General features: G+C 73.3%; 22 protein-coding genes. 10 read left to right on the top strand and 12 right to left on the bottom strand.

All coding sequences use genetic code 11. From position 1 onward, the window contains the following. Nucleotides 1–15: 15 nt before the first annotated feature. A complete protein-coding gene (locus ACFZAT_RS17065; protein WP_391265052.1) occupies nucleotides 16–366 on the bottom strand; it encodes a MerR family transcriptional regulator in 351 nt (116 codons plus the stop codon). Nucleotides 367–440: 74 nt separating this feature from the next. Here ACFZAT_RS17065 and ACFZAT_RS17060 point away from each other — a divergent pair, with 74 nt between their 5' ends. The 4 genes from ACFZAT_RS17060 (at nucleotide 441) to ACFZAT_RS17045 (ending at nucleotide 3,124) form a co-directional block, all read left to right on the top strand. After that, nucleotides 441–791, top strand: coding sequence for an antibiotic biosynthesis monooxygenase (locus ACFZAT_RS17060; protein ID WP_391265051.1), 351 nt, complete (start codon nucleotides 441–443; stop codon nucleotides 789–791). Continuing rightward, the gene (locus ACFZAT_RS17055; RefSeq protein ID WP_073965347.1) at nucleotides 788–973 is read left to right on the top strand and encodes a hypothetical protein; all 186 of its coding nucleotides are present in this window, start codon (nucleotides 788–790) and stop codon (nucleotides 971–973) included. The genes ACFZAT_RS17060 and ACFZAT_RS17055 overlap by 4 nt, the downstream gene beginning before the upstream one ends. 52 nt (nucleotides 974–1,025) lie before the next feature. Next, nucleotides 1,026–2,270: an MFS transporter gene (locus ACFZAT_RS17050; protein ID WP_391265050.1), complete on the top strand. Its 1,245-nt coding sequence runs from the start codon at nucleotides 1,026–1,028 to the stop codon at nucleotides 2,268–2,270. A gap of 80 nt (nucleotides 2,271–2,350) precedes the next feature. After that, on the top strand, nucleotides 2,351–3,124 hold the full coding sequence (locus tag ACFZAT_RS17045; protein WP_391265049.1) for a methyltransferase: 774 nt from the start codon (nucleotides 2,351–2,353) through the stop codon (nucleotides 3,122–3,124). 11 nt (nucleotides 3,125–3,135) lie between these two features. On the opposite strand, the gene ACFZAT_RS17040 is transcribed toward ACFZAT_RS17045, so the two are convergent. From ACFZAT_RS17040 to ACFZAT_RS17025, 4 genes are all read right to left on the bottom strand, one after another. Next, nucleotides 3,136–4,023, bottom strand: a complete 888-nt coding sequence (locus ACFZAT_RS17040; protein ID WP_391265048.1) for a hypothetical protein — start codon at nucleotides 4,021–4,023, stop codon at nucleotides 3,136–3,138. Further along, nucleotides 4,020–4,358 (bottom strand): helix-turn-helix transcriptional regulator, encoded by a 339-nt coding sequence (locus ACFZAT_RS17035; protein WP_391265047.1) that lies wholly within the window; start codon nucleotides 4,356–4,358, stop codon nucleotides 4,020–4,022. Before ACFZAT_RS17035 ends, ACFZAT_RS17040 begins: the two co-directional genes overlap by 4 nt. A gap of 25 nt (nucleotides 4,359–4,383) precedes the next feature. Continuing rightward, nucleotides 4,384–5,673 carry an MFS transporter gene (locus ACFZAT_RS17030; protein ID WP_391265046.1) on the bottom strand — a complete coding sequence of 430 codons (1,290 nt, stop codon included), beginning with the start codon at nucleotides 5,671–5,673 and terminating at the stop codon, nucleotides 4,384–4,386. A gap of 212 nt (nucleotides 5,674–5,885) precedes the next feature. After that, nucleotides 5,886–6,842 carry a LysR substrate-binding domain-containing protein gene (locus tag ACFZAT_RS17025; protein WP_391265045.1) on the bottom strand — a complete coding sequence of 319 codons (957 nt, stop codon included), beginning with the start codon at nucleotides 6,840–6,842 and terminating at the stop codon, nucleotides 5,886–5,888. 90 nt (nucleotides 6,843–6,932) lie between these two features. Between ACFZAT_RS17025 and ACFZAT_RS17020 the strand changes: the two genes are divergently transcribed. From ACFZAT_RS17020 to ACFZAT_RS17010, 3 genes are all read left to right on the top strand, one after another. Continuing rightward, nucleotides 6,933–8,408, top strand: coding sequence for an MFS transporter (locus tag ACFZAT_RS17020; RefSeq protein ID WP_391265044.1), 1,476 nt, complete (start codon nucleotides 6,933–6,935; stop codon nucleotides 8,406–8,408). Between the two features lie 65 nt (nucleotides 8,409–8,473). Continuing rightward, complete coding sequence (locus tag ACFZAT_RS17015) at nucleotides 8,474–8,914, top strand: hypothetical protein (protein ID WP_391265043.1); 441 nt, start codon at nucleotides 8,474–8,476, stop codon at nucleotides 8,912–8,914. Nucleotides 8,915–8,971: 57 nt separating this feature from the next. After that, a complete protein-coding gene (locus ACFZAT_RS17010) occupies nucleotides 8,972–9,196 on the top strand; it encodes a DUF2277 domain-containing protein (RefSeq protein ID WP_330311870.1) in 225 nt (74 codons plus the stop codon). Here the strand turns inward: ACFZAT_RS17010 and ACFZAT_RS17005 are convergent. The 5 genes from ACFZAT_RS17005 to ACFZAT_RS16985 form a co-directional block, all read right to left on the bottom strand. Next, entirely contained in the window at nucleotides 9,183–9,842 is a 660-nt protein-coding gene (locus tag ACFZAT_RS17005; protein ID WP_026171563.1) for a DedA family protein, read from the bottom strand. The two genes, ACFZAT_RS17010 and ACFZAT_RS17005, sit on opposite strands and share 14 nt — an antisense overlap. Before the next feature lie 240 nt (nucleotides 9,843–10,082). Next, nucleotides 10,083–10,541, bottom strand: coding sequence for a DoxX family membrane protein (locus ACFZAT_RS17000; protein WP_391265042.1), 459 nt, complete (start codon nucleotides 10,539–10,541; stop codon nucleotides 10,083–10,085). A 468-nt stretch (nucleotides 10,542–11,009) separates the two neighbouring features. Then, nucleotides 11,010–11,654 carry a DUF1524 domain-containing protein gene (locus ACFZAT_RS16995; protein ID WP_391265041.1) on the bottom strand — a complete coding sequence of 215 codons (645 nt, stop codon included), beginning with the start codon at nucleotides 11,652–11,654 and terminating at the stop codon, nucleotides 11,010–11,012. A gap of 358 nt (nucleotides 11,655–12,012) precedes the next feature. After that, nucleotides 12,013–12,675, bottom strand: coding sequence for an HAD-IA family hydrolase (locus ACFZAT_RS16990; protein ID WP_391265040.1), 663 nt, complete (start codon nucleotides 12,673–12,675; stop codon nucleotides 12,013–12,015). A 169-nt stretch (nucleotides 12,676–12,844) separates the two neighbouring features. Then, nucleotides 12,845–13,885, bottom strand: a complete 1,041-nt coding sequence (locus tag ACFZAT_RS16985; protein ID WP_391265039.1) for a peptidoglycan-binding protein — start codon at nucleotides 13,883–13,885, stop codon at nucleotides 12,845–12,847. Between the two features lie 33 nt (nucleotides 13,886–13,918). Between ACFZAT_RS16985 and ACFZAT_RS16980 the strand changes: the two genes are divergently transcribed. Further along, nucleotides 13,919–16,081, top strand: coding sequence for a DHA2 family efflux MFS transporter permease subunit (locus ACFZAT_RS16980; RefSeq protein ID WP_391265038.1), 2,163 nt, complete (start codon nucleotides 13,919–13,921; stop codon nucleotides 16,079–16,081). Between the two features lie 7 nt (nucleotides 16,082–16,088). Here the strand turns inward: ACFZAT_RS16980 and ACFZAT_RS16975 are convergent, their stop codons facing one another. Continuing rightward, nucleotides 16,089–16,592: a GNAT family N-acetyltransferase gene (locus tag ACFZAT_RS16975; protein ID WP_391265037.1), complete on the bottom strand. Its 504-nt coding sequence runs from the start codon at nucleotides 16,590–16,592 to the stop codon at nucleotides 16,089–16,091. Nucleotides 16,593–16,651: 59 nt separating this feature from the next. Between ACFZAT_RS16975 and ACFZAT_RS16970 the strand changes: the two genes are divergently transcribed. Continuing rightward, on the top strand, nucleotides 16,652–17,749 hold the full coding sequence (locus tag ACFZAT_RS16970) for a serpin family protein (protein WP_391265036.1): 1,098 nt from the start codon (nucleotides 16,652–16,654) through the stop codon (nucleotides 17,747–17,749). Here ACFZAT_RS16970 and ACFZAT_RS16965 read toward each other — a convergent pair. Continuing rightward, nucleotides 17,746–18,837: a DUF2330 domain-containing protein gene (locus ACFZAT_RS16965; RefSeq protein ID WP_391265293.1), complete on the bottom strand. Its 1,092-nt coding sequence runs from the start codon at nucleotides 18,835–18,837 to the stop codon at nucleotides 17,746–17,748. The two genes, ACFZAT_RS16970 and ACFZAT_RS16965, sit on opposite strands and share 4 nt — an antisense overlap. Nucleotides 18,838–19,190: 353 nt before the next feature. Between ACFZAT_RS16965 and ACFZAT_RS16960 the strand changes: the two genes are divergently transcribed. Next, entirely contained in the window at nucleotides 19,191–21,140 is a 1,950-nt protein-coding gene (locus tag ACFZAT_RS16960; RefSeq protein ID WP_391265035.1) for a phosphatase PAP2 family protein, read from the top strand. Nucleotides 21,141–21,351: the final 211 nt, after the last annotated feature.

The following is a 21,351-nucleotide window of genomic DNA, read 5'->3' as shown; positions in this document are numbered from 1 at the left end:
CCTGGGGTGTGCCCGTCACGCCTCCGCCGCCCGGGCCGCCGTGACCAGGACGGACAGGGACGAGCGGGTTTCCTGGAGTGCGGAGATGCGGTCGTCCAGGCCCTGGAGGTGCTGTTCCAGGGTGTCCAGCTTGCACAGGGCCACCGTGCCGTCCTGCCGTACGCACGGGAGCAGATCGCGGATGGTCCGGGTCGGCAGGCCCGCGTCCAGCAGGGAGTGGATGCGGCGGACCACGGCGGGTGCGTCGGCGTCGTAGCGGCGGTGGCCGCCGGCGAGGCGGTGCGAGGCGAGGAGGCCCTGCTCCTCGTAATACCGCAGCAGCCGGACCGAGGTGCCGGTCGCCGTGGCCAGATCACCGATCTTCATGTGGCGTACCTCACGCGCTCCGGGCCTCGGGGGCTCTTGAACCTCACACCGGTGTCAGATCCTAGCGTGGAGGCATGACACAACACAGCACCAACTCCCTTGCGCTTTACGGCTTTCTGCGGCCGCGCCCGGAATGCGCCGACGAGGTCCGGCGTACGCTGTCCGCCCTCGTCGGACCCACCCGGAGCGAACCCGGCAACCTGGCCTACCACCTGCACGAGCAGGAGGACGGGCGGTTCTTCCTGTACGAGGTGTGGCGCTCGCAGGAGGACCTCGACCGGCACAACGCCCTGCCCGCGCTGCGCGCCTTCCTCGACAACCTGTCGACCTTCCTGGAAGGGGCGCCCGAGGTGTACTTCGACACCATGATCAGTCCGTACGCGAACTCCGCGGGGAGCGCCGCGCTCGGTACAGTCCCCGTGTGAGCAGCGAGCCCGAACCGACGATTCCCGAGATCACCCGCACCGACTGTGCGCGGTGCGGCACCGAGGTGCACGGTCTGGCCGGGCGGTACGCCTGTGCGCTCTGCGGGTGGGTCAACCACTACTCGGAGGGGCACGAGGAACTGCCCGGCCTGGACGCGGACCCCGACCACGGGCGCCGGTAGGGCGCGTCCGAAACCGGATGCCTTTCCGGCCTGCCGCCCCTACCCTGCCGGGATGGCTGACGCGCGAGCTGGACTGACGACCACCGTCGACCAGGGCGTTTCGCCGCTGCGACTGCCCGCCTTCCGGCGGTTCCTGCTCGCCCACCTCGTCTCCGCGACCGGCTCCGCGATGGCCCCCGTGGCGCTGGCGTTCGCCGTGATCGAGCAGGGCGGGGGAGCGCGGTCGCTCGGGATCGTGCTGACCGCCAACACCGTGCCCGCCCTGGTCCTGCTGCTCGTCGGCGGGGTGCTGGCGGACCGGGTCTCGCGCAGCCGGATCCTCTTCCTCGGCAATCTCGGCGCGGGGGCCGCGCAGGCGGCCGTGGCCGTGCTCGTCGCGACCGGGACGGCGACCACCGCCGCGATGAGCCTGTGCGCGTGCGTCTCGGGGGCGGCGGCCGCCTTCACCGCACCGGCGGCCCAGGGGGTCGTTCCCCGGCTCGTGGAGCCGGGGCGGCTTCAGCAGGCCAACGCGCTGGTCCGGGTGCCCAGGAACGCGGTCAAGGTCGTCGGTCCCGTCGTCGGCGGGTTCGTCGTCGCGCTGACCGGCCCCGCGTGGGCGCTCGGGTGGGATGCCGTGACCTTCTTCGTGGCCGCGATCCTGCTGGCCGGGCTGCGGCTCGCGGGGGCGGTGTCCGTCGGTGGCCCGCGCGCGGGGCTCGTGGCCGATCTGCGGGTCGGGTGGGCCGGGTTCAGGTCCCGGGCCTGGCTGTGGAGTTTCACGCTGTCCGGTACGGCGGTCGTGGCCGCCTGGCTGGCCGGGTACCAGCTGCTCGGGCCGCTCGTGGCGGACAGCGGCTACGCGGGCGCCGGTTCCTGGGGGCTGGTGCAGGGGGCGTTCGCGGCGGGGCTGCTCGCGGGGACGCTCGTCTGTCTGCTGTGGAAGCCGCAGCGGCTCGTGCTGGTCGCCGTGGTGACGAGTTCCGGACTCTTCCTGCCGCTGGCCGCGTTGGGGCTCGGGCTGCCGCTGCTCTGGGTGCTGGGGGCCGCCTTCGTCGCCGGGGTCGGGATGGACGTGGCCATCGTCGCCTGGTCCACCGTCATGCAACAGCAGGTCCCCGACGAGGAGTTGGGGCGGCTCAACGCCTTCAACTCGCTGGGCGAACAGCTCGCCATCCCGGCCGGCTACCTGCTGGTCGCGGCCGCGTCCGCGCACTGGTCCAGCGGGCACATCCTCCTGGTGTGCTCGGCCGTCGTCCTCGCCGCCGGGGTGGCCAACGCCTGTGTACGCGATGTGCGCCGGATCAGGCGGAGTTGAGGCGTTCACGGGCGGGCCCGAGGGCGCGGACCCAAGGGTCGCTGGTTTGTATATGTCGTTCACCGGCCTATAGTGACGCCATGGCATCCAAGAAGAACCTCGTCGCCAACCGTGAGTCCCTGGCCCACAAGGTCCGTTACGCCGCGAGCCGGCCGGACCGCATCGCGCCCTACCTGAAGCGCGCGGCCCGTGACCGGTGGCTGGCGTTCAGGCACCCGGACCACGTGAACTACTACCGTGCCGTGATGGCCTCGGACACGCGGCGCAACCCGGAGGCCGCCGTCGGCAGCCAGACCCACGAACGGTGGCTGGCGCTGGGGCAGATGCAGTTCGACTACCTCGTCGAGCACGGACTCACCCCCGGGGCCCGGATGCTCGACATCGGGTGCGGGAACCTCCGGGCCGGCTGGCGGTTCATCGACCATCTGGAGGCCGGGCACTACTACGGCATCGACATCTCGCCCGACATCCTGATCGCCGCCAAGCGGACCCTGACCGAGCGGGGGCTCCAGGCCAAGGTGCCGCACCTGACCATCACCAAGGACCTGACGCTGGACTTCCTGCCGGACGCGTACTTCGACGTCGTCCACGCGCACAGCGTCTTCTCGCACTCGCCGATCGAGATCATCGAGGAGTGCCTGGCCCATGTGGGGCGCGTGCTGGCGCCCGGCGGGTACTTCGACTTCACCTTCGACCGGACCACCGGCGCCGAACACCAGGTGCTGCGCGAGGACTTCTACTACCGGACCGAGACCCTGACCGGCCTCGCGGCCAGGCACGGGCTGCGGGCGCGGTTCATGGAGGACTGGGAGCAGTTGGGGCACGGGCAGTCGAAGATCCGCGTGACCGCCTGAGCCCCCGCCCCTCAGCCCGTGCTCCTCCCGCCCCGCAGCCGCCACAGCCGCAGCGCCACCCCCGCCGCCGCCACGGCGGCCAGGACCGGGACCACGGTGTCCCGGTCCACCGCCCCGGCGCAGTACCCCATCGCGACGAACGGCGCCCCGGCCAGCGCGAACCGGCCGGGCGTGCGCAGCCGGGCCAGCGCCGGGCGGCCCGCGAGGAGCAGGGCGGCGGCCACCGGGACGCCCAACCGCCAGAGCACGTACGCGAGATGGCTGCCGGTCTCCGCCAGGGTCAGGGCGGCCACCAGGAGCCCGGTCCACAGCAGCAGCGCGACCCGGGCCGCGGCACCCTGGGCGCGCCCGGGCGGGCGCAGGTCCGGCGGGCAGGCCAGCGGCAGCGCCGCCACCGCGACCGGGGCCAGGAGATACGGGGTGATGGCGGGCGGCGGCAGCACCCCGGCCGTCAGCGGGACCACGACGAGCGCGCACTGCTGGGCCAGCGCGCCCGCGAACGCGCCCCGCGCCCCCGCCGCGAACCGCCCGCCCAGCGCCAGGACCGCCCCGGCCAGCGTCACCAGGTCGCAGCCGATCATGACGAAGCTGAGCGGGACCAGGAAGTCCGGATTCCCGCTCAGCCGCCAGTCGCCGAGCATCGAGACCAGGCCGAAGGCGGCGTACGCGGCCGTCGCGGCCAGCGCGAAGGGCGCGACGGCCGCGAACAGGCGTCCGGCGCGCTGGGCGGACCCCAGGCGCATCCGCATCCGCAGCGCGTGCGCCACGATGTCGCCCGCCTCCCGCAGCCGGGCGGCCCGGCCCGCGCCCTCGGTCGCCTCCCGGTACGCCTCCGCGATCTCCGCCCCGAACGCGCGGCGGTAACCGGGCGGGTAGAGCCGCAGCAGCGGGGTGCTCACGTGGTGGCCGGCTTACCGGCGGCGCCCAGGCGCCGGGTGGCCTCGCGTGCGGTGGCGGCGATCCGGCGGGCCTCGGCGGCCAGGGTCTCCCGGCCGGTCGCGGTGAGGGTGTAGGTGCGGCGGAGCCGGCTGTCCACGACCTCCTCCGCGTACACCTCGACCAGGCCCTCGTTCAGCAGCCGCTCCAGCGCGCCGTACAGCGTGCCGGTGCGCATCTTCACCCGGCCGTCCGAGATCGTCTCGACCTCGCGCGCGATGGCGTATCCGTGCCGGGGCTCGTCCGCCAGGGCGGTCAGGAGGAGGAGGGTCGGTTCCTGCATCGCGCGTTCGCTCATGCCCGTATCGTACGCGAAGCATGGGTCACTCACCGGCATATGACGGGCCGCCCTGAGCTGCGACGGGAAGCACCTTGCCCAGGCGCGCCAAGGGGGAGAGTGCCATGAACAGCGGGGACAGGGCGAGCGCGACCGCGGTGACGAGGAGGCTCGGGCGCAGACCCCACGTACTCGCCAGGAAGCCGCCGAGCAGGGAGCCGAAGGGGGTGAGGCCCATCCCGGCGAAGTTGATCGTCGCCACCACCCGGGCCTGGATCCCGACCGGCGTGACCGCCTGCCGAACGGACATCACCGTGACGTTGACGAGCTGCCCGAACGTACCGAAGACGAGGTTGACGGCCATCAGCGCCGGCAGGACCAGGGGCCCGGAACCGTGCAGCGCCGGTACGCCCAGCATCACGCCGTCCGCCAGCACCGCCGACCCGACCAGCACCACGCCGTATCCCAGCCGCTCCGGCAGCCTCGCCGCGAGCAGCGACCCCAGCACCGCGCCCGGGCCGGTCGCCGCCAGTGCCAGGCCCACCTCGGCGCCGGACAGGCCCAGTTCGCGGGGGAGGAAGAGCAGATAGACGGTCATCAGGGCCGCCAGCGAGAACTGGAACAGGGCCGACGCCAGTCCCACCGCACGCAGCGCCGGGTGCCGGGCCACGAAGCGGAGCCCTTCGTGGATGCGTCGCAGGACCGGCCCCGGGGTCCCGGCGGGCGCGGGCACACGTTCCGGGCGCCGGATACGGCCGATCGACACGGCCGACAGGACGAAGAAGCCCGCACCGGTGACGACCGCGAGCAGCGGCGAGAACACCGACATCAGCGCCCCGCCCAGCGCCGGGCCGCCGATCCGCGCCGCCGACCTGCTGCCCTCCAGCGCGCTGTTGCCCCGCATCAGCAGCTCGCGGTCCACCAGCCGCACCAGCGACGCCTGGTACGCCACATCGAAGAACACGCTCCCCACCCCGAGCAGGGCGGCCGCCACGAGCAGGACCGGCAGCCCGAGCACGCCGAGCAGCAACGCCAGGGGCACCGCCGCCAGGGCCAGCGCCCGGCCGAGGTCCGCCGCGACCATCACCGTACGGGTGCGGCGGCGGTCCGCCCACGCGCCCGCGAACAGCGAGAGCAGCAGGATCGGCGCCTGCTCCACCGCACGCAGCAGGCCGAGCGCGCCCGCGTCGGCGTGCAGCGTGACGACGGCGACGAGCGGCAGGACGACCAGGAGCGCCTGCTCGCCGAACTGGGAGGCGGTCTGCCCGGCCCACAGGCGCAGGAAGCCGGAGTCCCGCCGGAGTGCGGGGGAGGGGATACGCGAAACGGGATGCACAAAGGGCCCCTTGGGCTGCGGACGGCAAGGCTCCGCCGCCACCCGACGCGCAGGTGCGCGCCGGCGGTCCGGCGGGAAGGGCTCGCTGTGCCGCGCTCGGAGGCAGCACGCGATGACGGGTCGGTCTACGGCGTCAGCGCGTGCGAGGGCTACCGGGCAACTTCCCCTCCTCGGGTCGTCGGCCAATCCTCGGGTCCTCGGTCGGTCGGAGGTTAGCCGCCCGGCGGGACGGGGGACAGCGGATTTCCGGCGTCGCCGTCCGGAGCCTCCTCGCGGGCCAGCCGGCGGAAGCACTCCCGTAGCCAGGCGTGGGCCGGATCGGCGTCGTGGCGCGGATGCCAGGCCATGCCGAAGGGGAGCGGCGGCAGCGGCAAGGGGATCTCGAACGTCCGCAGACCCAGGGGTTCCGTCAACGGGCGCGCCCGCAGGGAGGTCAGCCCGACCAGATCGCTGCTGAGCAGGATGAACAGCGAAGAGGGCAGGGTGCCCACACTGGCCACCACCCGTCTGCTCAGGCCGAGTTCCGCGAGGGCGGTGTCCACCGGGCCCGCCGTCCGGCCGCGACGGGACACCGTCAGATGGTCGGCGGCGGCGAACCGGGACGGGGTGATCTCCCCGTCCAGGAGCGGGTGGCCCGGGCGCACGACGCCCATCATCCGGTCGTTGTAGAGGTGTTCGCGGTGCACCTCCGGGGAACGCGTGTCGAGCACACCCACCTCCAGGTCGGCGGCGCCCTCGCGCAGGAACGGGCCGTCCACATGGCTCTCCATCAGGAACCGGAGCCGTACGCCGGGCGCCTCGTGGGCGATCCGGGCGAACAGCGCGGGTCCGGAGACCGCCGCCAGGGTGTCCTGGGCCAGCACCGTGAACGTCCGTGACAGGGCGCGCAGATCCACCTTGCCGCCCGACAGGAACAGCCCGCGCGCCCGCTCCACGACCGCGCGCACCTCGCCGTGGATGGCCAGGGCGTGCGGGGTGGGCACCATCGTGCGCCCGGCGCGCACCAGCACCGGATCGCCGAGCGCCTTGCGGATGCGGCCGAGGGTGCGGCTCATCGCGGGCTCGGACAGATGCAGCCGGGCGGCCGCCCCGGAGACGCTGCATTCGTCGAGTAGGACGTCCAGGGCGACCAGAAGATTGAGGTCAAGGCCGGATTGCGTCACGCGCATACATCCCTTGTCGAAGATGCATTGGAAAGCAAGTCGCGCCAACTCTACGGTGGAAGCACATCCCACCCGTCACGGCTCCCAGGAGGAGCGTTGTCCCCGTATGCCCAGAAGCCCCCGCGCCTTACCCCGGCCGCGCAGTACGCGCTCTGCGCCTGTGTGCTCGTCGCGCAGGGCATGGTCGCCGCCGTCAACCTGCTCATCCCCCAGCTCGTCGCCTCCCCTCTGCACCCGTCCTCCAGCGAACTGCTCTGGTCGGTCGACGCGTACGTCATCGTCTTCGCCGGGCTGCTGATCCCGGCCGGTGCGCTCGGCGACCGCTTCGGCCGCAAGGGCGCCCTCCTCGCCGGACTCGGCCTCTTCGCCGCGGGCGCCGCCACCAGCGCGCTCGCCACCGTCCCCGCCGCGCTCATCGCGGGACGCGGGGTGTGCGGGGCCGGGGCCGCGCTGATCATGCCCGCGACCATGTCCCTCCTGATCACCCTCACCCCGCCCGCGCGCAGGTCCCAGGCGCTCGCGACCTGGACGCTCGCGGCCGGACTCGGCGGCCTCGCGGGCAACGTCGGCGGCGGCCTCGCCGGCCAGTTCTCCACCTGGCGCGCCCTCTTCTGGGCGATGGTGCCGCTCGCCGCGCTGCTCGCCCTCGCCGTCGCCCGTCTCACGCCCCGCAGCCCCGAACGCAGCGACTCCGCACCCGACCCGCTCGGCTCGCTGCTGCTCGTCGCCGCCCTCACCGCCCTGGTGTACGGGATCATCGAGGGCCCGCCGCAGGGCTGGGGCTCGGCGCGGGTGCTGACCGCCTTCGGCCTCGGAGCCGTACTGCTCACCGTCTTCACCGTGCACGGGCTGCGCGCCGCACGGCCGCTGCTCGACCCCCGGATCTTCGCCTCGCCGGTGGTGCGCGCCGGGACCCTGGGCATCGCCACCGCCTTCTTCGGGCTGTTCGCGCTGTTCTACGTCAACTCCCAGTACCTCCAGTACGTGAAGGGCTTCCCGGTCGGCCTCGCCGGGGTCGCGATCGTGCCGCTCACCGTCGGGATGGCCGTCATGCCGAAGTTCGGGGCGCGCTGGCAGGACCGGTACGGCATCCGCCCGGTGGCGGGCGGCGGGCTCGCGGTCATCGGCCTCGGGCTGCTCCTCGTCTCGACCGCCGACGGCAGTACCCCGTACGCCCTGTACGCCGTCTACCTCCTGGTCATCTCGGCCGGTACGGGACTCTGCGCGCCCGCCCTCACCGTGGCCGTCGTCGCCGGGCTGCCCGCGCACCGCAGCGGGCTCGGCTCCGGGCTCAACACGGCGGCGCGCGAGATCGGGGCGGCGCTCGGTGTCGCCGTCGTCGGCACCGTGCTGGCCGCCGGGACGGGCACGGAGCACGGCGGGGCCGCCCGCGCCGCCGCCTTCGCCCCGGCGATGTCCGACGGGCTACGGGTCGTGGCGGCGGTGCTCCTGGTCGCCACGGTGTTCGTGGTGCTGGGGACGTCGGGGCGGCCGCGTGGTGCGGCGCAAGAGGCGCGGAGCGGGGACGCGGCGGAGGCCGGGAGCGTCACCCGTACGGGGGTTTCCACGTAGCCGTGCCGGGAAGGGCGGCGCATGGTCGGTCTGACCTGTACGTCCCCTCCGGCTCAGGAGTCCTCATGGCACAGACCGCGCCCCCGCCGGGCACCCCCTCCTCGCCCACCCCGCCGCGCGCGGGGGACGAGAACCCCTGGGCGTCCGGCGGGGTCATGTTCGCCGGTGTACTGCTGCTGGTGGACGGGGTGCTCGACGCGATCAAGGGCATCGCCGGCATTGCCTCGGACGACGTGTACGCGCGGATCAACGACTACGTCTTCAAGTTCAACGTGACGGCCTGGGGCTGGATCCACCTCATCCTCGGCATCGTCATCGCGATCGTCGGCTGGGGCATCCTCAAGGGCTCCGCCTGGGCGCGCGGGGCCGGTGTGGGGCTCGCGGCGCTCAACATGATCGCCAACTTCATGTGGCTGCCCTACCAGCCGGTCTGGGCGGTGGTCTCCCTCGCCATCGACACCTTCGTCATCTGGGCCCTGTGCACGGCGCGGAAGCCGGTCGTCTGACCGGCCGCTCAGGGCGGACCCGGTGCCGTTGTCAGTGGCGCGGGTCACACTGGAGACATGTGCCGCAGTATCAAGACGCTCCGACCGCCCGTCCTGCCCGAAGAGGCCACCGAGGACGAGATCCGCGCCGCCGCCCTGCAGTTCGTCCGCAAGGTGTCGGGCTTCCGCGCCCCGGCCGCGCACAACAGGGAAGTCTTCGACCGTGCCGTGGACGAGATCGCCGAGGCGACCGCCCGGCTGCTCGACGGCCTGGAGATACGGGGTGGTGTCAGGACGCCATAGGGGGCGCGGCGGCCGCGGCGGCGGCCGGGCGCCGCATGAGCAGCGCGGCGAAGGAGCCCGCGAGGAACAGGGCGAGGACCGAGACGGCCGTGCCCAGCCAGCTCGCGCCCAGCCACTGCGCGCCGAAGTAGCCCAGCCCCACGCTGTAACCGGCCCAGGCCACGCCCGCGACGGCCGACCAGGGCAGGAATTCCTTCACCTTGCGGTGCGAGGCACCCGCGCCCAGCGAGACGACCGAGCGCCCGGCCGGGGCGAAGCGCGCGATGACGACGAGGATGCCGCCGCCCCGGCTCAGGGCGGCGCCGAGGCGCTCCTGCGCGGAGGTCAGGCGGCGGGAGCGGGCGATGGCGCGGTCCAGCCGCTCGCCGCCGTGCCGGGCCAGCCGGTACGCGGCGAAGTCGCCGAGCACCGAGGCGGTGGCGGCACACAGGACGAGGGCCAGCAGGGAGGGGACCTCGGTCACCTGGCGGGCGGCGCCCGCCGCGTCGGCGGCGACCCCGGTGGTGCCGGCCGCGGCGGCCGTGGCGGCGGTGATCACCAGCACACCGCTGGGCAGTACGGGGAGGAAGACGTCCAGCAGCACGGAGAGGGCGACCGCTACGTAGATCCATGGGCTGCCGGTCAGCGCACCCACACTCTCTAGCACCTTCTACTCCCCGATCGTTAACAACGCCGCGACGTCGCAGGGGAGCGGCAGGAGCGGCAGGGTCAGCTGTACAGCGTACGCCTGCCGTTCACCCGGTGATCCATATATATGCGTGATGTTGGGCACCCCGGCCGAGGGCGCCTGGAGCGCGTACCGCCGGGGAGCGGTTTTCCCGGCGGTACGCGAGGGGAGTGCGGGGCCCGGTCGGTCCGGCGGGCCCGGGGGAGCGGGGAGGGAGGGTCAGACGGTGACCGGGGAGTTCTGTTCCCGCGTGCGGTCCCGGTCCTGACGGTCCGGGGTGCGGGCGGTGAGGAGGTTGTCCAGGGCCAGGGCGCCGGGGCCGGTGAAGACCAGGAGCAGGAAGACCCAGCAGAAGACGGCCGAGGGTTCGCCGCCGTTCTGGAGGGGGAGGAGGGCGTGCGACTGGTGGACCGTGAAGTAGGCGTAGGCCATGGAGCCGGAGGAGATCAGGGCGGCGGCGCGGGTGCCGAGGCCCAGGGCCACGAGGACGCCGCCGACGAGCTGGATCACCGCCGCGTACCAGCCCGGCCAGGTGCCGGCGGCTATGGAGCCGCCGCCGTGGGCGCCGCCGAGGACGCCGAAGACCGAGGCGGCGCCGTGGCAGGCGAAGAGCCCGCCGACGACGATGCGGAAGAGAGCGAGGACGTAGGGCTGTGCTCGGTGGAGGTGTGGGGTCATGGGGGGAGCTCCTTCGGTCTGGTGGGGACGTGAACCGACTGGGCGCAAAAGATTAGGTAGACCTCACCAATACTTGCAAGTTCAACGTTTCGTCGCCTGGCTGAAATCCGACGGTCGGTTGTGCGTCGTTCGCCGCCCCAATACCGCCTCGAACTGGGCAGCCTCGTTCCTTCGCTTGGCCTGAACCAATGGCGGCGCAGCTTTCCGGCCATGGGCGCCCCGTTCCGGCGGCGAGGGCCCCCACCACGGCACCCCCGGCTTTCACTGGAGTCCCACGGGAGTTCCGGGCCCCTCGCGCCCCGTTGGCGGACTGTGGGCCCGCCGGCGCGCCTGCGGAGCGGTGTGCGGCTTGTCATGAACAGCAGTAGTAGGCCGAAAACACATCGGTGGCCCCGCCGGCCGGCCCGTCGTGCGGGCATCGGCCGGTGGGGCCACCGGGATTGGGGCCGCGGTCGGGTGTTCCTCGGTTCAGCAGCCGCTGAGCGCGGACTGCAGGGCCGACTTCTCGGCCGAGTCGACGGACAGGTTGTAGTAGTGCTTCACGTGGATCCAGGCGCGCACATAGGTGCACTTGTACGCGGCGCGCGGCGGCATCCAGGACGCCGGGTCCTGGTCGCCCTTGGACTGGTTGACGTTGTCCGTGACCGCGATCAGCTGCGGGCGGGTCAGGTCATTGGCGTACGACTGCCGTTGGGCGGTCGTCCAGCTGGACGCGCCGGAGCGCCACGCCTCGGCGAGCGGCACCATGTGGTCGATGTCCAGGTCGGACGCGGCGGTCCAGGTGGCACCGTCGTACTCCGAGTACCAACTGCCGCCGGTCGCCGAGCAGCTGGAGTTCTGGGAGACGTTCGCGCCGTCCCGCTTCAGGACGACCTCACGGGTGTCGCAAGCTCCCGACTGGGTGATCCAGTGCGGGAACTTGTCCCGGCTGTACCCGCTGGACGAGCCCTCCGCCTTCACGGTCAGCTCGCTCAGATAGGTGCGGGCCGTGGAAGCGGAGACCGGCGTGGGCATGGCCGCCTGGGCGCTCGGCGCGGTGAGCAGGCCCGTGGTGGCGGCGAGTGCGGCGGACGCGGCGAGGACGGCTATGCGACGCGCGTAGACACCTGACATGCGAACTCCCTTGATGTGGGGGGATGTGGACGGGCTGTCATGAACGGCCCGGCCATCGTGGCGGCGCCGGGTTTCCGTGGGGTGGGCGCCAGGTAACAGGGTGGCGACATGGGCACGTCACATCAAGGGATCTGACAAAGGGGTTCGTGGTGCGGGGGGCGTACGGACCCGTGCGCGCGGGCGCGGTGAGCCGGGCCGACGCGGCGCCGACGCCCTTGACCTGCGCGGGTGTTCATGCGTACGGCCCCCGCCCGGGGTGGGCGAGGGCCGTACGGAGGTTCGTGGTGCTGGTGTTTGACGTGGGGTCAGCGGCCCCGGCGCGTGCGGTGGGCGGGGCTTCGGACGCCCCGCCGGGAGACTACCGCGCCTCGACGTGCAGCGTGATCGTGCCGTCCGCCGCCGCCTCGACGCGCAGCCGCGTCAGGTCGGCCACGTGGGCGTCCGGGGAGTGGGCGCCCGCGCGCGGGCCGACGCCCACCACGCGCATGCCGGCCGCCCGGCCCGCCGCGATGCCCGCCTCGGAGTCCTCGAAGACCACGCAGTCCTCCGGGGCGAAGCCCAGCGCCGCGGCGCCCTTGAGGAAGCCCTCCGGGTCCGGCTTGCTGGCCCCGACGCTCTCGGCGGTGACGCGGAGGTCCGGCATCCGCAGCCCGGCGGCGCCCATCCGGGCCGTCGCCAGCGCGAGGTCGGCCGAGGTGACCAGGGCGTGCGGAAGGGCGGCGATGGCGTCCATGAACGCGGGGGCGCCGCCGATCGGGACGACGCCCTCGGTGTCGGCGGTCTCCTCGGCGAGCATCACCTTGTTGTCCGCGTAGTTCTGCTCCATCGGACGCTCCGGCAGCAGGACCGCCATCGTGGCGTAGCCCTGGCGGCCGTGGACCACCTTCAGCGCCTCTTCCGGGTCCAGCCCGTTCCGCAGCGCCCAGCGGCGCCAGCAGCGCTCCACGACGGCGTCGGAGTTCACCAGGGTGCCGTCCATGTCGAGCAGCAGGGCGCGGGCGGTGAGGGCGGTGGCCGGCATGGGCGGGCTCCAGAAACAGAACGGGGGAAGCGAACGCCGCGGGGGTGAGCGGCGCGGGATATCAAGCGGCCCCCGCCCGCCGGTCAGGGTGTGCGCGCAGGGGCCACTTTGTTTCTCCACGATACAAAAAAGGGGCCGCACATGCGAATCCCCTCCCGGAGGCGGTCCGTCAGCGGCGCCCGCGTCCGGTCGTCATCGCCTCCAGGCGGCTCCGGGTGTTCGGGCCGTAGACGCCGTCCGGGTCGCCGTCGATGTTCCACCAGGTCTGGAGGTCGCTCACGGCCTGCTCCGTGCGGTCCCCGTACTCCGAATCGACCGGCCCGTTGTACACCCAGACCTCCCGGAGCCGGTTCTGGAGCTCCGCGACCTCCGCACCCTGGTCGCCCCGCCGCAGCGTCCCTGCCTCGTCCGGCGACGAGGGGGGCGGGGCCACGCCCTCGACCGGGGCGCTGGAGCTCGCGGTGGCCGACGGCGACGACGTGGTGTCCGCGCCCGGTGCCGAGGCGGACGGGCCGGTGGAGCGGGACGGGGAGGCGGAGGGCGAGGCGGAGGCGGAGGCGGACGCGGAGGCCGATGCCGACGAGGTGGGGGAGGCGGAACCGCTGGGCGGCGCGGAGGCGGAGGACGAGGCGGACGGCGCGGGCTCGCCGCTCTCCTCGGGGAGGCTGGTCACCGTGGAGGGCAGGGCCTGGTCCAGGTCGGCCTCCCCGCCGCCGTCCCCGTTGAACAGCCCGCCGACGAAGGCCGCCGTGCCGACCACGGCGACCACGGCGGCCCCCGCGACGACGGCGGCGAACGGTCTGCGGCGGCGCGGGGCCACCGGGTCGGGCCCGGTGAGGAGGAGGGCGGTGCCGGGCTCCCCGGTCTCCGGTGCGGCGCCCGCCGCCGGGTCCAGGAACAGCGGCATCGTGGTCGCCGCGTCGGGGCCGTAGACGTGCGGAGCGCCCGGCGGGGGCGTCGCGGGCGCCGCCGAGGCGCCGTCGCCCAGGGTCACGTAGGGGCGGATGCGCAGCGGGTCGAAGTCCTCCGCCGCCGCCATCTCGGCGGACCGGCCCGCGTGGTGCTCGTCGGCGACGCGCTGCTGCTCGGCGGCCCGCTCCGGGTCGGTGACGTAACCCGGCGTACCGGTGTTCCGGCCCGCGCAGGCGCAGCCGGGAGCGGCGCCCGGTCTGCTCTCCGTACCGCACTCCGGGCATATCTGTCCGGCCATCGTGGGTCCCCTCCCCTTGAACTGCCTGCGATTATGCAGCCCGCCGCCGAGAAGCCCAATCATCCGGCCTCCCGGCAGGCCATAACGGGGCAGAACAGACAGGATGGGGGTGTAGCGGATCCGAGGAGATGTCTCATGGCCCAGCAGCTGAGCCCGACGGCCCAGGCCCCCGGCGGGGACCGCTCCACGCGGTCGGTCCTGGTGGCGATCGGCGCACTGCTCCTCGGCATGCTGCTCGCGGCACTCGACCAGACCATCGTCTCCACCGCGCTCCCCACCATCGTCAGCGACCTCGGCGGGCTCGAACACCTGTCGTGGGTGGTCACCGCCTATCTGCTGGCCTCGACCGCCGCGACCCCGCTCTGGGGGAAGCTGGGCGACCAGTACGGGCGCAAGAAGCTGTTCCAGACCGCGATCGTCATCTTCCTGATCGGCTCCGCGCTCTGCGGTCTCGCCCAGAACATGCCCCAGCTGATCGGCTTCCGCGCCCTCCAGGGGCTCGGTGGCGGCGGTCTGATGGTGCTGTCGATGGCGATCGTCGGCGACATCGTCCCGCCCCGTGAGCGCGGCAAGTACCAGGGGCTCTTCGGTGCCGTGTTCGGTGCGACGAGCGTCCTCGGGCCGCTGCTCGGCGGCTTCTTCACCCAGCACCTCAGCTGGCGCTGGGTCTTCTACATCAACCTCCCGATCGGCGTCGTCGCCCTGCTCGTGATCGCCGCCGTGCTGCACATCCCGGTCCGCCGGACGAAGCACACCATCGACTACCTGGGCACCTTCCTCATCGCCTCGGTCGCCACCTGCCTCGTGCTCGTCGCCTCGCTCGGCGGCACCACCTGGCCCTGGGGCTCGTGGAAGATCATCGGCCTGGCGGTGCTGGCCGTGCTGCTCCTGATCGCGTTCGTGTTCGTGGAGCGCCGTGCCACCGAGCCGGTGCTTCCGCTGAAGCTGTTCCGGATCAGGACCTTCAGCCTCGTCGCCGTGATCAGCTTCGTCGTGGGCTTCGCGATGTTCGGCGCGATGACCTATCTGCCGACCTTCCTCCAGGTGGTGCACGGCATCACGCCGACGATGTCCGGTGTCCACATGCTGCCCATGGTGTTCGGGCTGCTCATCACCTCGACGGTGTCCGGGCAGATCGTCAGCCGTACGGGCCGCTGGAAGGTCTTCCCGGTCGCCGGCACCGGCATCACCGCGATCGGGCTGCTGCTCCTGCACCGGCTGACGGTGTCCAGCGGCACCTGGGAGATGAGCGCCTACTTCTTCGTGTTCGGCGCGGGCCTCGGCCTGGTGATGCAGGTCCTCGTCCTGGTCGTGCAGAACGCCGTCTCGTACCAGGACCTCGGCGTGGCGACCTCGGGGGCGACGTTCTTCCGGTCCATCGGGGCCTCGTTCGGCGTGGCGATCTTCGGCACCATCTTCACCAACCGGCTCACCGACAAACTCGGTGACGCGCTCGACGGACGGCCGCTGCCGCCCGGTGTGGACGCGGACAGCCTGGCCGCCGACCCGCGCGCCATCGGACAGCTGCCGGACGCCCTGCGGGGACCGGTGCTCCAGGCGTACTCGACGTCGATCACGGACGTCTTCCTGTACGCGGCACCCGTCGTCCTGGTCGCCTTCCTCTTCGCCTGGCTGCTCAAGGAGGACAAGCTGCGCGGCTCGGTGACGGCGCCGGACCCGAGCGAGACCCTGGCGTCCAACCCGGTCGAGCGCTCCTCGTACGACGAGTGCGCCCGGGCCCTGTCCGTGCTGGCCACCCGGGAGGGACGCCGCGAGGTGTACGTCAGGATCACCGAGAAGGCGGGCTTCGACCTGCTGCCCGCCGCCAGCTGGATGCTGCTGCGGATCAAGCGCCACGGCACCGTGGAGCCCGCCCGGCTCGCCGAGGTGGCGCCCGTGCCGCTGCGGGTGATCAACGACGCGGCCCGGCAGCTGGAGGGGCGCGGGCTCGTCCGGCGCGTCGGGGTGCAGATGGTGCTCACCGAGCCGGGCGCCGAGGCGGTGGTGAAGCTCGCCCAGGCCCGCGAGGACTCCCTCGCCGAGCTGCTGGGCGACTGGTGGGGGCCGGACCGGCCGACGGACCTGGTCGCGCTGGTCTCCGAGCTGACCCGGGAGACCAGCGGTTCGAGCAAGGAGCGCCCGCACAGCCCGGAGCCGAAGCGCGACCACGCGGCGGGGCACCCGTACCGGGATTGACCTGCGGTCATACGGGAGAAGCCGCAGCCCCCGGGGCCACCTCCTTGGCGAACCAGTGCTCCGCGTACGGCCCCCGGTTGAACGCCGGGACCTCCCGGAAGCCGTGCTTCGCGTACAGGCCGCGCGCCTCCACCAGGTCGTGCCGGGTGTCCAGCCGGAGCAGGGCCGCCCCCAGCGCCCGGGCCCGTTCCTCCAGCACCGCGAGCAGCAGCCCGCCGCCGCCCGTGCCCCGGAACTCCGGGCGGACGTAGACCCGGGTGAGCTCCGCCGTGTCCGCGGCCACGAGGATCAGGCCCGCGCAGGCCGCCGCCCGGCCCCCGGAGCGGCCGACGACGAAGTCACCGGTGGGGGCGGTCAGCAGGGCGGCGCCGTCGTCGGTGAGCCCGTCCTCGATCTCCTCGGCCGTCGCCGGGCGTCCCCAGTAGCGGCCGGCGACCTCGGCGTAGTAGTCGCGCCGGAGCAGGGCCGCGTCCGCGGAGTCGAAGGGTTCGGGTGCCACGGTCCAGGTCATTGGGTCATTCTTGCTACCGCACGTATGTATGAGCCAAGCGATTTCGAGGGGGCGGCGCGGTGGCGCGGGAGAACGGGGCCGAAGCGGTCCGGCGGCTCGGCGAGCGGTGGGTCCGGGAACTGGCCGGTCCTGGCGGTGACTTCGTCTGCTCGCCCGCCGGGCTCTGGCTGGCCCTGACCGCGCTCGCGGCCGGGGCGCGCGGGGAGACCGCCGACGAACTGCGGGCCCTGCTCGGGGTGGCCGGGGACGAGGCGGCCGGGGCGGCCACGGCCACGGCCCGGGCGCTGGCGGCCACCGACGGGCTGGGCGTGGCGACCCGGGTGTGGACGCGGACCCCGGTGCACCGCAGGCTCCGGAAGGCGCTGCCGGACATCGGCTTCGGGCCCATGGAACCGGACGAGGCGGACGCCTGGGCGCGGAAGACGACCGGCGGGCTCATCGAGCGGCTGCCGGTGACCGTGAACGAGCAGATGCTCCTGGTGCTGGTCAACGCGCTCGCGCTCAAGGCGGACTGGGCGATGCCCTTCGAACGGGAGGCGACCGAGGACCGGCCGTTCACCGGCGCGGACGGCGTCACCCGCGAGGTGCCGACGATGTTCGGGACGCCCTTGTCGTGGATGGTCTGGATGACCGCAGGCGCGTTCGTCGTCGATCTGCGGTGCGCCCGGCGGGGGCCGGACGCGCCGCCGCCGGTCAAGGTGCGCCTGGTGCTGGGGCGGCCGGGTGAGGGGGCGGCCGACGTGCTCCCGGCGGGCTGGGCGCCGAAGGAGGCGCGGACCGCCCTGAACGCGGACGTCGTGACCATCGCGGTCCCGCGCTTCACCCTGCGTACGCACATCCGGGCCACCGATCAGCTGCCGGCGCTCGGGATCCGCCTCGCGTCGACCCCGGCCGCCGACTTCTCCGGGCTCTCGGCCACCCCGCTGATGCTCTCCGAAGCGGTCCAGGAGGCCGTGCTGACGGTGAACGAGGAGGGTCTGGCGGCGGCCGCCGTGACGGTGCTGCCCGCACCGGCCGGCGCGGAGCCGGGAGCGCCCCCGCGCCGCCTGCACCTCGCCTTCGACCGGCCCTTCGGCATCGTCGTCCTGGACCCCGGCGAGGAGGTTCCGCTCTTCGCCGGCTGGCAGGCGGAGACCCCCTCGTGCACCGAGGGCTAACGCAGCGGCGGCGGTGTGAAGACCGGCGGCGGAGGCAGGACCGGACGCCGCCGCCGGGCGCGTACGAACAGGAACAGGGGCAGGGCCACCAGCAGCAGCGCGCCGCCGAGCAGCGTCAGCAGCCAGGCCGGCAGGCCCGCCCAGGTCAGCAGCGCGTCCCGGTACACCACGGTCCGGTACGGGGTGTCCTCGGCCGTCGCCCGCAGCTCGTGGTCGCCGTCGATCCGCTCCGGCGACGGGAAGTACTGGTCGATGGCCGTCACGAAGACCGGCTTGTCCCCGGTGACCGCCCCCAGCGCCCCGTACGGCTCCCTCGCGGGGTCGACGCGCCCCGCGAACGCGACCTTCGGGGGCCGCCCGCCGATCGCCCCGCGCGGTTCCATGCGGTGGTCGGCCAGCACGTACAGCCCGAGCGACTGCGGGGTGGCGGCGAGCTTCGACAGGCGCATCGGATAGACCAGCCGGTCGCTGGCGAACCGCAGCCGCAGCGGGTCGAGCGTCCCGCTCAGCGTGCCCCCCTGCCGCTCCGGCGCGAGGCGTACCGCCACGTACTCCCACTTCTGCTCGACGTACGGGCCCAGAGCCGTCGCGAGGCGGTCCGGCAGCTCGAAGCCGTTCTCCTTCAGCCAGCTCTCCAGCGCCTCCGGGTCGGTCGCCGCGAGCCGGGCCACGTCGAACGGGCCGAGCCGTTCCCGGCCGACCACGTCGACCGGGGCACCCGGCTCGGGGGCGGCGGCGCTGTCGCCCGCGGAGTTCCCCGAACCACCGAACGGCCAGTCCTTGTCGCGGGGCCAGAAGTAGTGCCGCTCCTCGGTGACCGGCGCGGTGATGGCCTTCAGCTCGTCGAACAGCTTCGCGTCGCCCAGCTCGACCGTGGCGCGGTGCGGCACCGGCATGATCCAGGCCGCGTCCGGCGCGTTCCCCCGGACGCTCAGCTGCATCACGATCTGCTCGGTGCGGCCGTCCCAGCCGACCGCCGAGGTCTCCCGGTCGACCGCCACCTGGCTGTTCCGGTTCACCACCATCGCCCCGCAGCCGCAGGCGTACGCCGGTGCGATCAGCGATCCCACCTGGAGCGACACCAGCATCAGGAGCAGGGAGAGCGCCCGGACCGGCCAGCCCCCCGTCCTTCCGTTTCTCCCCGCGCGCCGCATCTTCCGCCCTCCCCGTCGTTACTGATCACGGGCTCAGACGTGCGCGGGCCACGGCCGGTTCCGGCCCCACCCTCCGCCCGGGCGGGCGGACTTTCGGACAAAGCCGAGTGACAGTCAGGCGTAAAGCAGGTTGATTGGGTCTACCCAAGAGCACAATGCGAAGGTTTCACACATGCCGGACAATCGCCCGGCAACAGACCTTGGAGGGTCGGCGCAGCGTGGCGAACGCGGAGCACGGTGGCAGCACAAGCGCGACGGCGGGAGCGAGAACCGGAACGGTACGGGCGGTGCTCTGGCTGCTCGTGGCCGCACTGGCCGTCCGGCAGATGGCGGTGGTGCTGCGGCAGCCGCCGGGCGAACGGCTCACCGATCTGGAGACCTGGATCGGTGACAACGGGGTGCTCCATGTGACCGGTTCGCTGTACGACACCGACCGGTTCACCGGCACCCCGTTCTCCGGGCTCGTCCTCAAGCCGCTGACCCGCACCGCCGAACAGAGCCTCGGGGTCGCCTGGACCTTCGGCTCGCTGCTGCTCGTCGCCGCCCTCGGCCTCGTCGCCGCCCGCGCCCTGCCCGGGCCGGTCGGCCGGCGCACCGCGCTGCTCGCCGCGCCCGTCGCGATCAGCCTGCTGATGCTCTCGCTGCCGGTGCGCAACGCCCTCCACCTCGGCCAGGTCAGCATCCTGCCCGTCCTCCTGGTCCTCGTCGGCCTGTTCGCGGTCCGGGGGGAGCGCACGGCCGGGGTGCTCATCGGCGCGGCCGCCGCCCTCCAGCCGACCGTGCTCCTCTTCGCGCTGCTGCTGTGGCTCACCGGAAGACGCCGCTCAGCCCTCACCGCGGCCGGTGCCTTCGCCGCCTGCACGGCCCTGGCGTGGGCCGCGATGCCGCACGACTCGTGGACGTACTGGGTGCACCACGTCGCCGGGGCGGGCCTCGGCGACCAGGCGGACAGCCTCGCCAACCAGTCGCTGCACGGCGCGCTGCTGCGCCTGGGCCTGGCCGGGCCGCCGGAGATCGCGCTGTTCGTGGCGCTGGCCGCCGCCGTCTGCGTCATCGGCCTGCGCCGCGCCGTGCGGTACGCGCGCGACGGGCAGCTGCTGCTCGCGGTGGCCGTGACCGGCTGCGTGGCCGTCGCCGTGTCCCCGACCGCCTGGCAGCACCAGCTGCTGTGGGTGCTGCTCGCCGTGGTCGGACGGGCGGGCCGCAGCGCCTCCGACCGCCTGGTGTGGCCGGCCGTCGTGGTCCTCGTGACGACCCTGCCGGGCACGATGCTGCTGCCGAACGTCGGGGCGCTCTTCCCGGTACGCGACAACGTGCTGCTGCTCGCCGCGCTCGGAGCCGCCTGCGCGACGCCGTTCCTGCCGCGCACCTCCCCGTACTGGCTGAAGCCCGTACCCACCGCGTACGCGGAGCCGGTCCCGGCCCGCTGGAGCCGGGTGCCGCTGCTGCCGGTCTGGCGGCGGGTGCTCAGCCGGCCCAACCTCCTCCTGGAACTCCTCCTGATCCGCGTCGTCTACTCCGCGTACGGACACGTCAGGCTGGCCGCCACGGCCGGGCGGGACACCGCCGAGCGGCACGGGCACCAGATCCACTCGCTCGAACAGTGGCTGCACATCGACATCGAGCACCGGATCAACCACGCGGCCGCGGGCGTCGGCCCGCTGCGGGGCTTCTTCGACTACTACTACTCGACGTTCCACTTCTTCGTCCCGCTGGCGATCCTCGCCGTGCTGTACGTGCGCCGCCCCGCCGACTACCGCTGGGCCCGGTCCACCCTCGGCTTCGCCACGATCCTCGCGCTCGTCGGCTTCTGGCTCTATCCGCTGGCCCCGCCGCGCCTGATGCCCGGCCTCGGCTTCATCGACACGGTCCACGGGGTCCAGGACTTCACCAAGCCCGACTACGGGGCGCTGACGGCGGTCACCAACCAGTACGCGGCGATGCCCTCGCTGCACTTCGGCTGGTCCCTGTGGTGCGGGGTGATCATCGTGCTGCTCGCCCCCAAGGTGTGGATGAAGGCGCTCGGGGTGCTGCATCCGCTGTTCACGGTCTCCGCGATCGTCGCGACCGCCAACCACTGGGTGCTGGACGCGGTGGGCGGGGCGGCCGTCGTCGCGCTCGGGTTCCTCGTCGCGTACGTGCTCGCCGGGCCGCGGCGGCTGCGGGTGGCGCCGGAGGCGGCGGAGGGCGAGGCGGTCCGTGCGCCGGAGGGCGGGGCGCCGGCGGGCAGGCGGTAGCCCGCGCGCGGACGAAGGGGTGCGGGAGACGTGAAAACGTCCTCGCACCCCTTCGTCCTGTGGATCGTCGCCCCTCCAGCATCCGCCCACCGCCCGCGCCCCGCCACCCGGACGCCCCCTAGGTGTATTGACCACGAGCGTTGTTAACTCGGATCAGGTCTTGATCATGACGAAGACCTCCGGTGTGGTGGAGGTGTCTAGGCTCCACACC

Origin of the sequence: Streptomyces sp. NPDC008163 (assembly GCF_042956885.1) — a bacterium.
Taxonomy (GTDB): domain Bacteria; phylum Actinomycetota; class Actinomycetes; order Streptomycetales; family Streptomycetaceae; genus Streptomyces; species Streptomyces drozdowiczii_A.
This window is presented reverse-complemented; position numbering and strand designations above follow the sequence as displayed.

What these genes read in the sequence shown, in the direction of transcription:
- ACFZAT_RS17065 (WP_391265052.1), bottom strand. Translation starts at nt 366, where the DNA reads ATGAAGATCGGTGATCTGGCCACGGCGACCGGCACCTCGGTCCGGCTG.
- ACFZAT_RS17060 (WP_391265051.1), top strand. Translation starts at nt 441, where the DNA reads ATGACACAACACAGCACCAACTCCCTTGCGCTTTACGGCTTTCTGCGG.
- ACFZAT_RS17050 (WP_391265050.1), top strand. Translation starts at nt 1,026, where the DNA reads ATGGCTGACGCGCGAGCTGGACTGACGACCACCGTCGACCAGGGCGTT.
- ACFZAT_RS17045 (WP_391265049.1), top strand. Translation starts at nt 2,351, where the DNA reads ATGGCATCCAAGAAGAACCTCGTCGCCAACCGTGAGTCCCTGGCCCAC.
- ACFZAT_RS17035 (WP_391265047.1), bottom strand. Translation starts at nt 4,358, where the DNA reads ATGAGCGAACGCGCGATGCAGGAACCGACCCTCCTCCTCCTGACCGCC.
- ACFZAT_RS17025 (WP_391265045.1), bottom strand. Translation starts at nt 6,842, where the DNA reads ATGCGCGTGACGCAATCCGGCCTTGACCTCAATCTTCTGGTCGCCCTG.
- ACFZAT_RS17015 (WP_391265043.1), top strand. Translation starts at nt 8,474, where the DNA reads ATGGCACAGACCGCGCCCCCGCCGGGCACCCCCTCCTCGCCCACCCCG.
- ACFZAT_RS17010 (WP_330311870.1), top strand. Translation starts at nt 8,972, where the DNA reads ATGTGCCGCAGTATCAAGACGCTCCGACCGCCCGTCCTGCCCGAAGAG.
- ACFZAT_RS17000 (WP_391265042.1), bottom strand. Translation starts at nt 10,541, where the DNA reads ATGACCCCACACCTCCACCGAGCACAGCCCTACGTCCTCGCTCTCTTC.
- ACFZAT_RS16995 (WP_391265041.1), bottom strand. Translation starts at nt 11,654, where the DNA reads ATGTCAGGTGTCTACGCGCGTCGCATAGCCGTCCTCGCCGCGTCCGCC.
- ACFZAT_RS16990 (WP_391265040.1), bottom strand. Translation starts at nt 12,675, where the DNA reads ATGCCGGCCACCGCCCTCACCGCCCGCGCCCTGCTGCTCGACATGGAC.
- ACFZAT_RS16985 (WP_391265039.1), bottom strand. Translation starts at nt 13,885, where the DNA reads ATGGCCGGACAGATATGCCCGGAGTGCGGTACGGAGAGCAGACCGGGC.
- ACFZAT_RS16980 (WP_391265038.1), top strand. Translation starts at nt 13,919, where the DNA reads ATGCAGCCCGCCGCCGAGAAGCCCAATCATCCGGCCTCCCGGCAGGCC.
- ACFZAT_RS16975 (WP_391265037.1), bottom strand. Translation starts at nt 16,592, where the DNA reads ATGACCTGGACCGTGGCACCCGAACCCTTCGACTCCGCGGACGCGGCC.
- ACFZAT_RS16965 (WP_391265293.1), bottom strand. Translation starts at nt 18,837, where the DNA reads ATGCTGGTGTCGCTCCAGGTGGGATCGCTGATCGCACCGGCGTACGCC.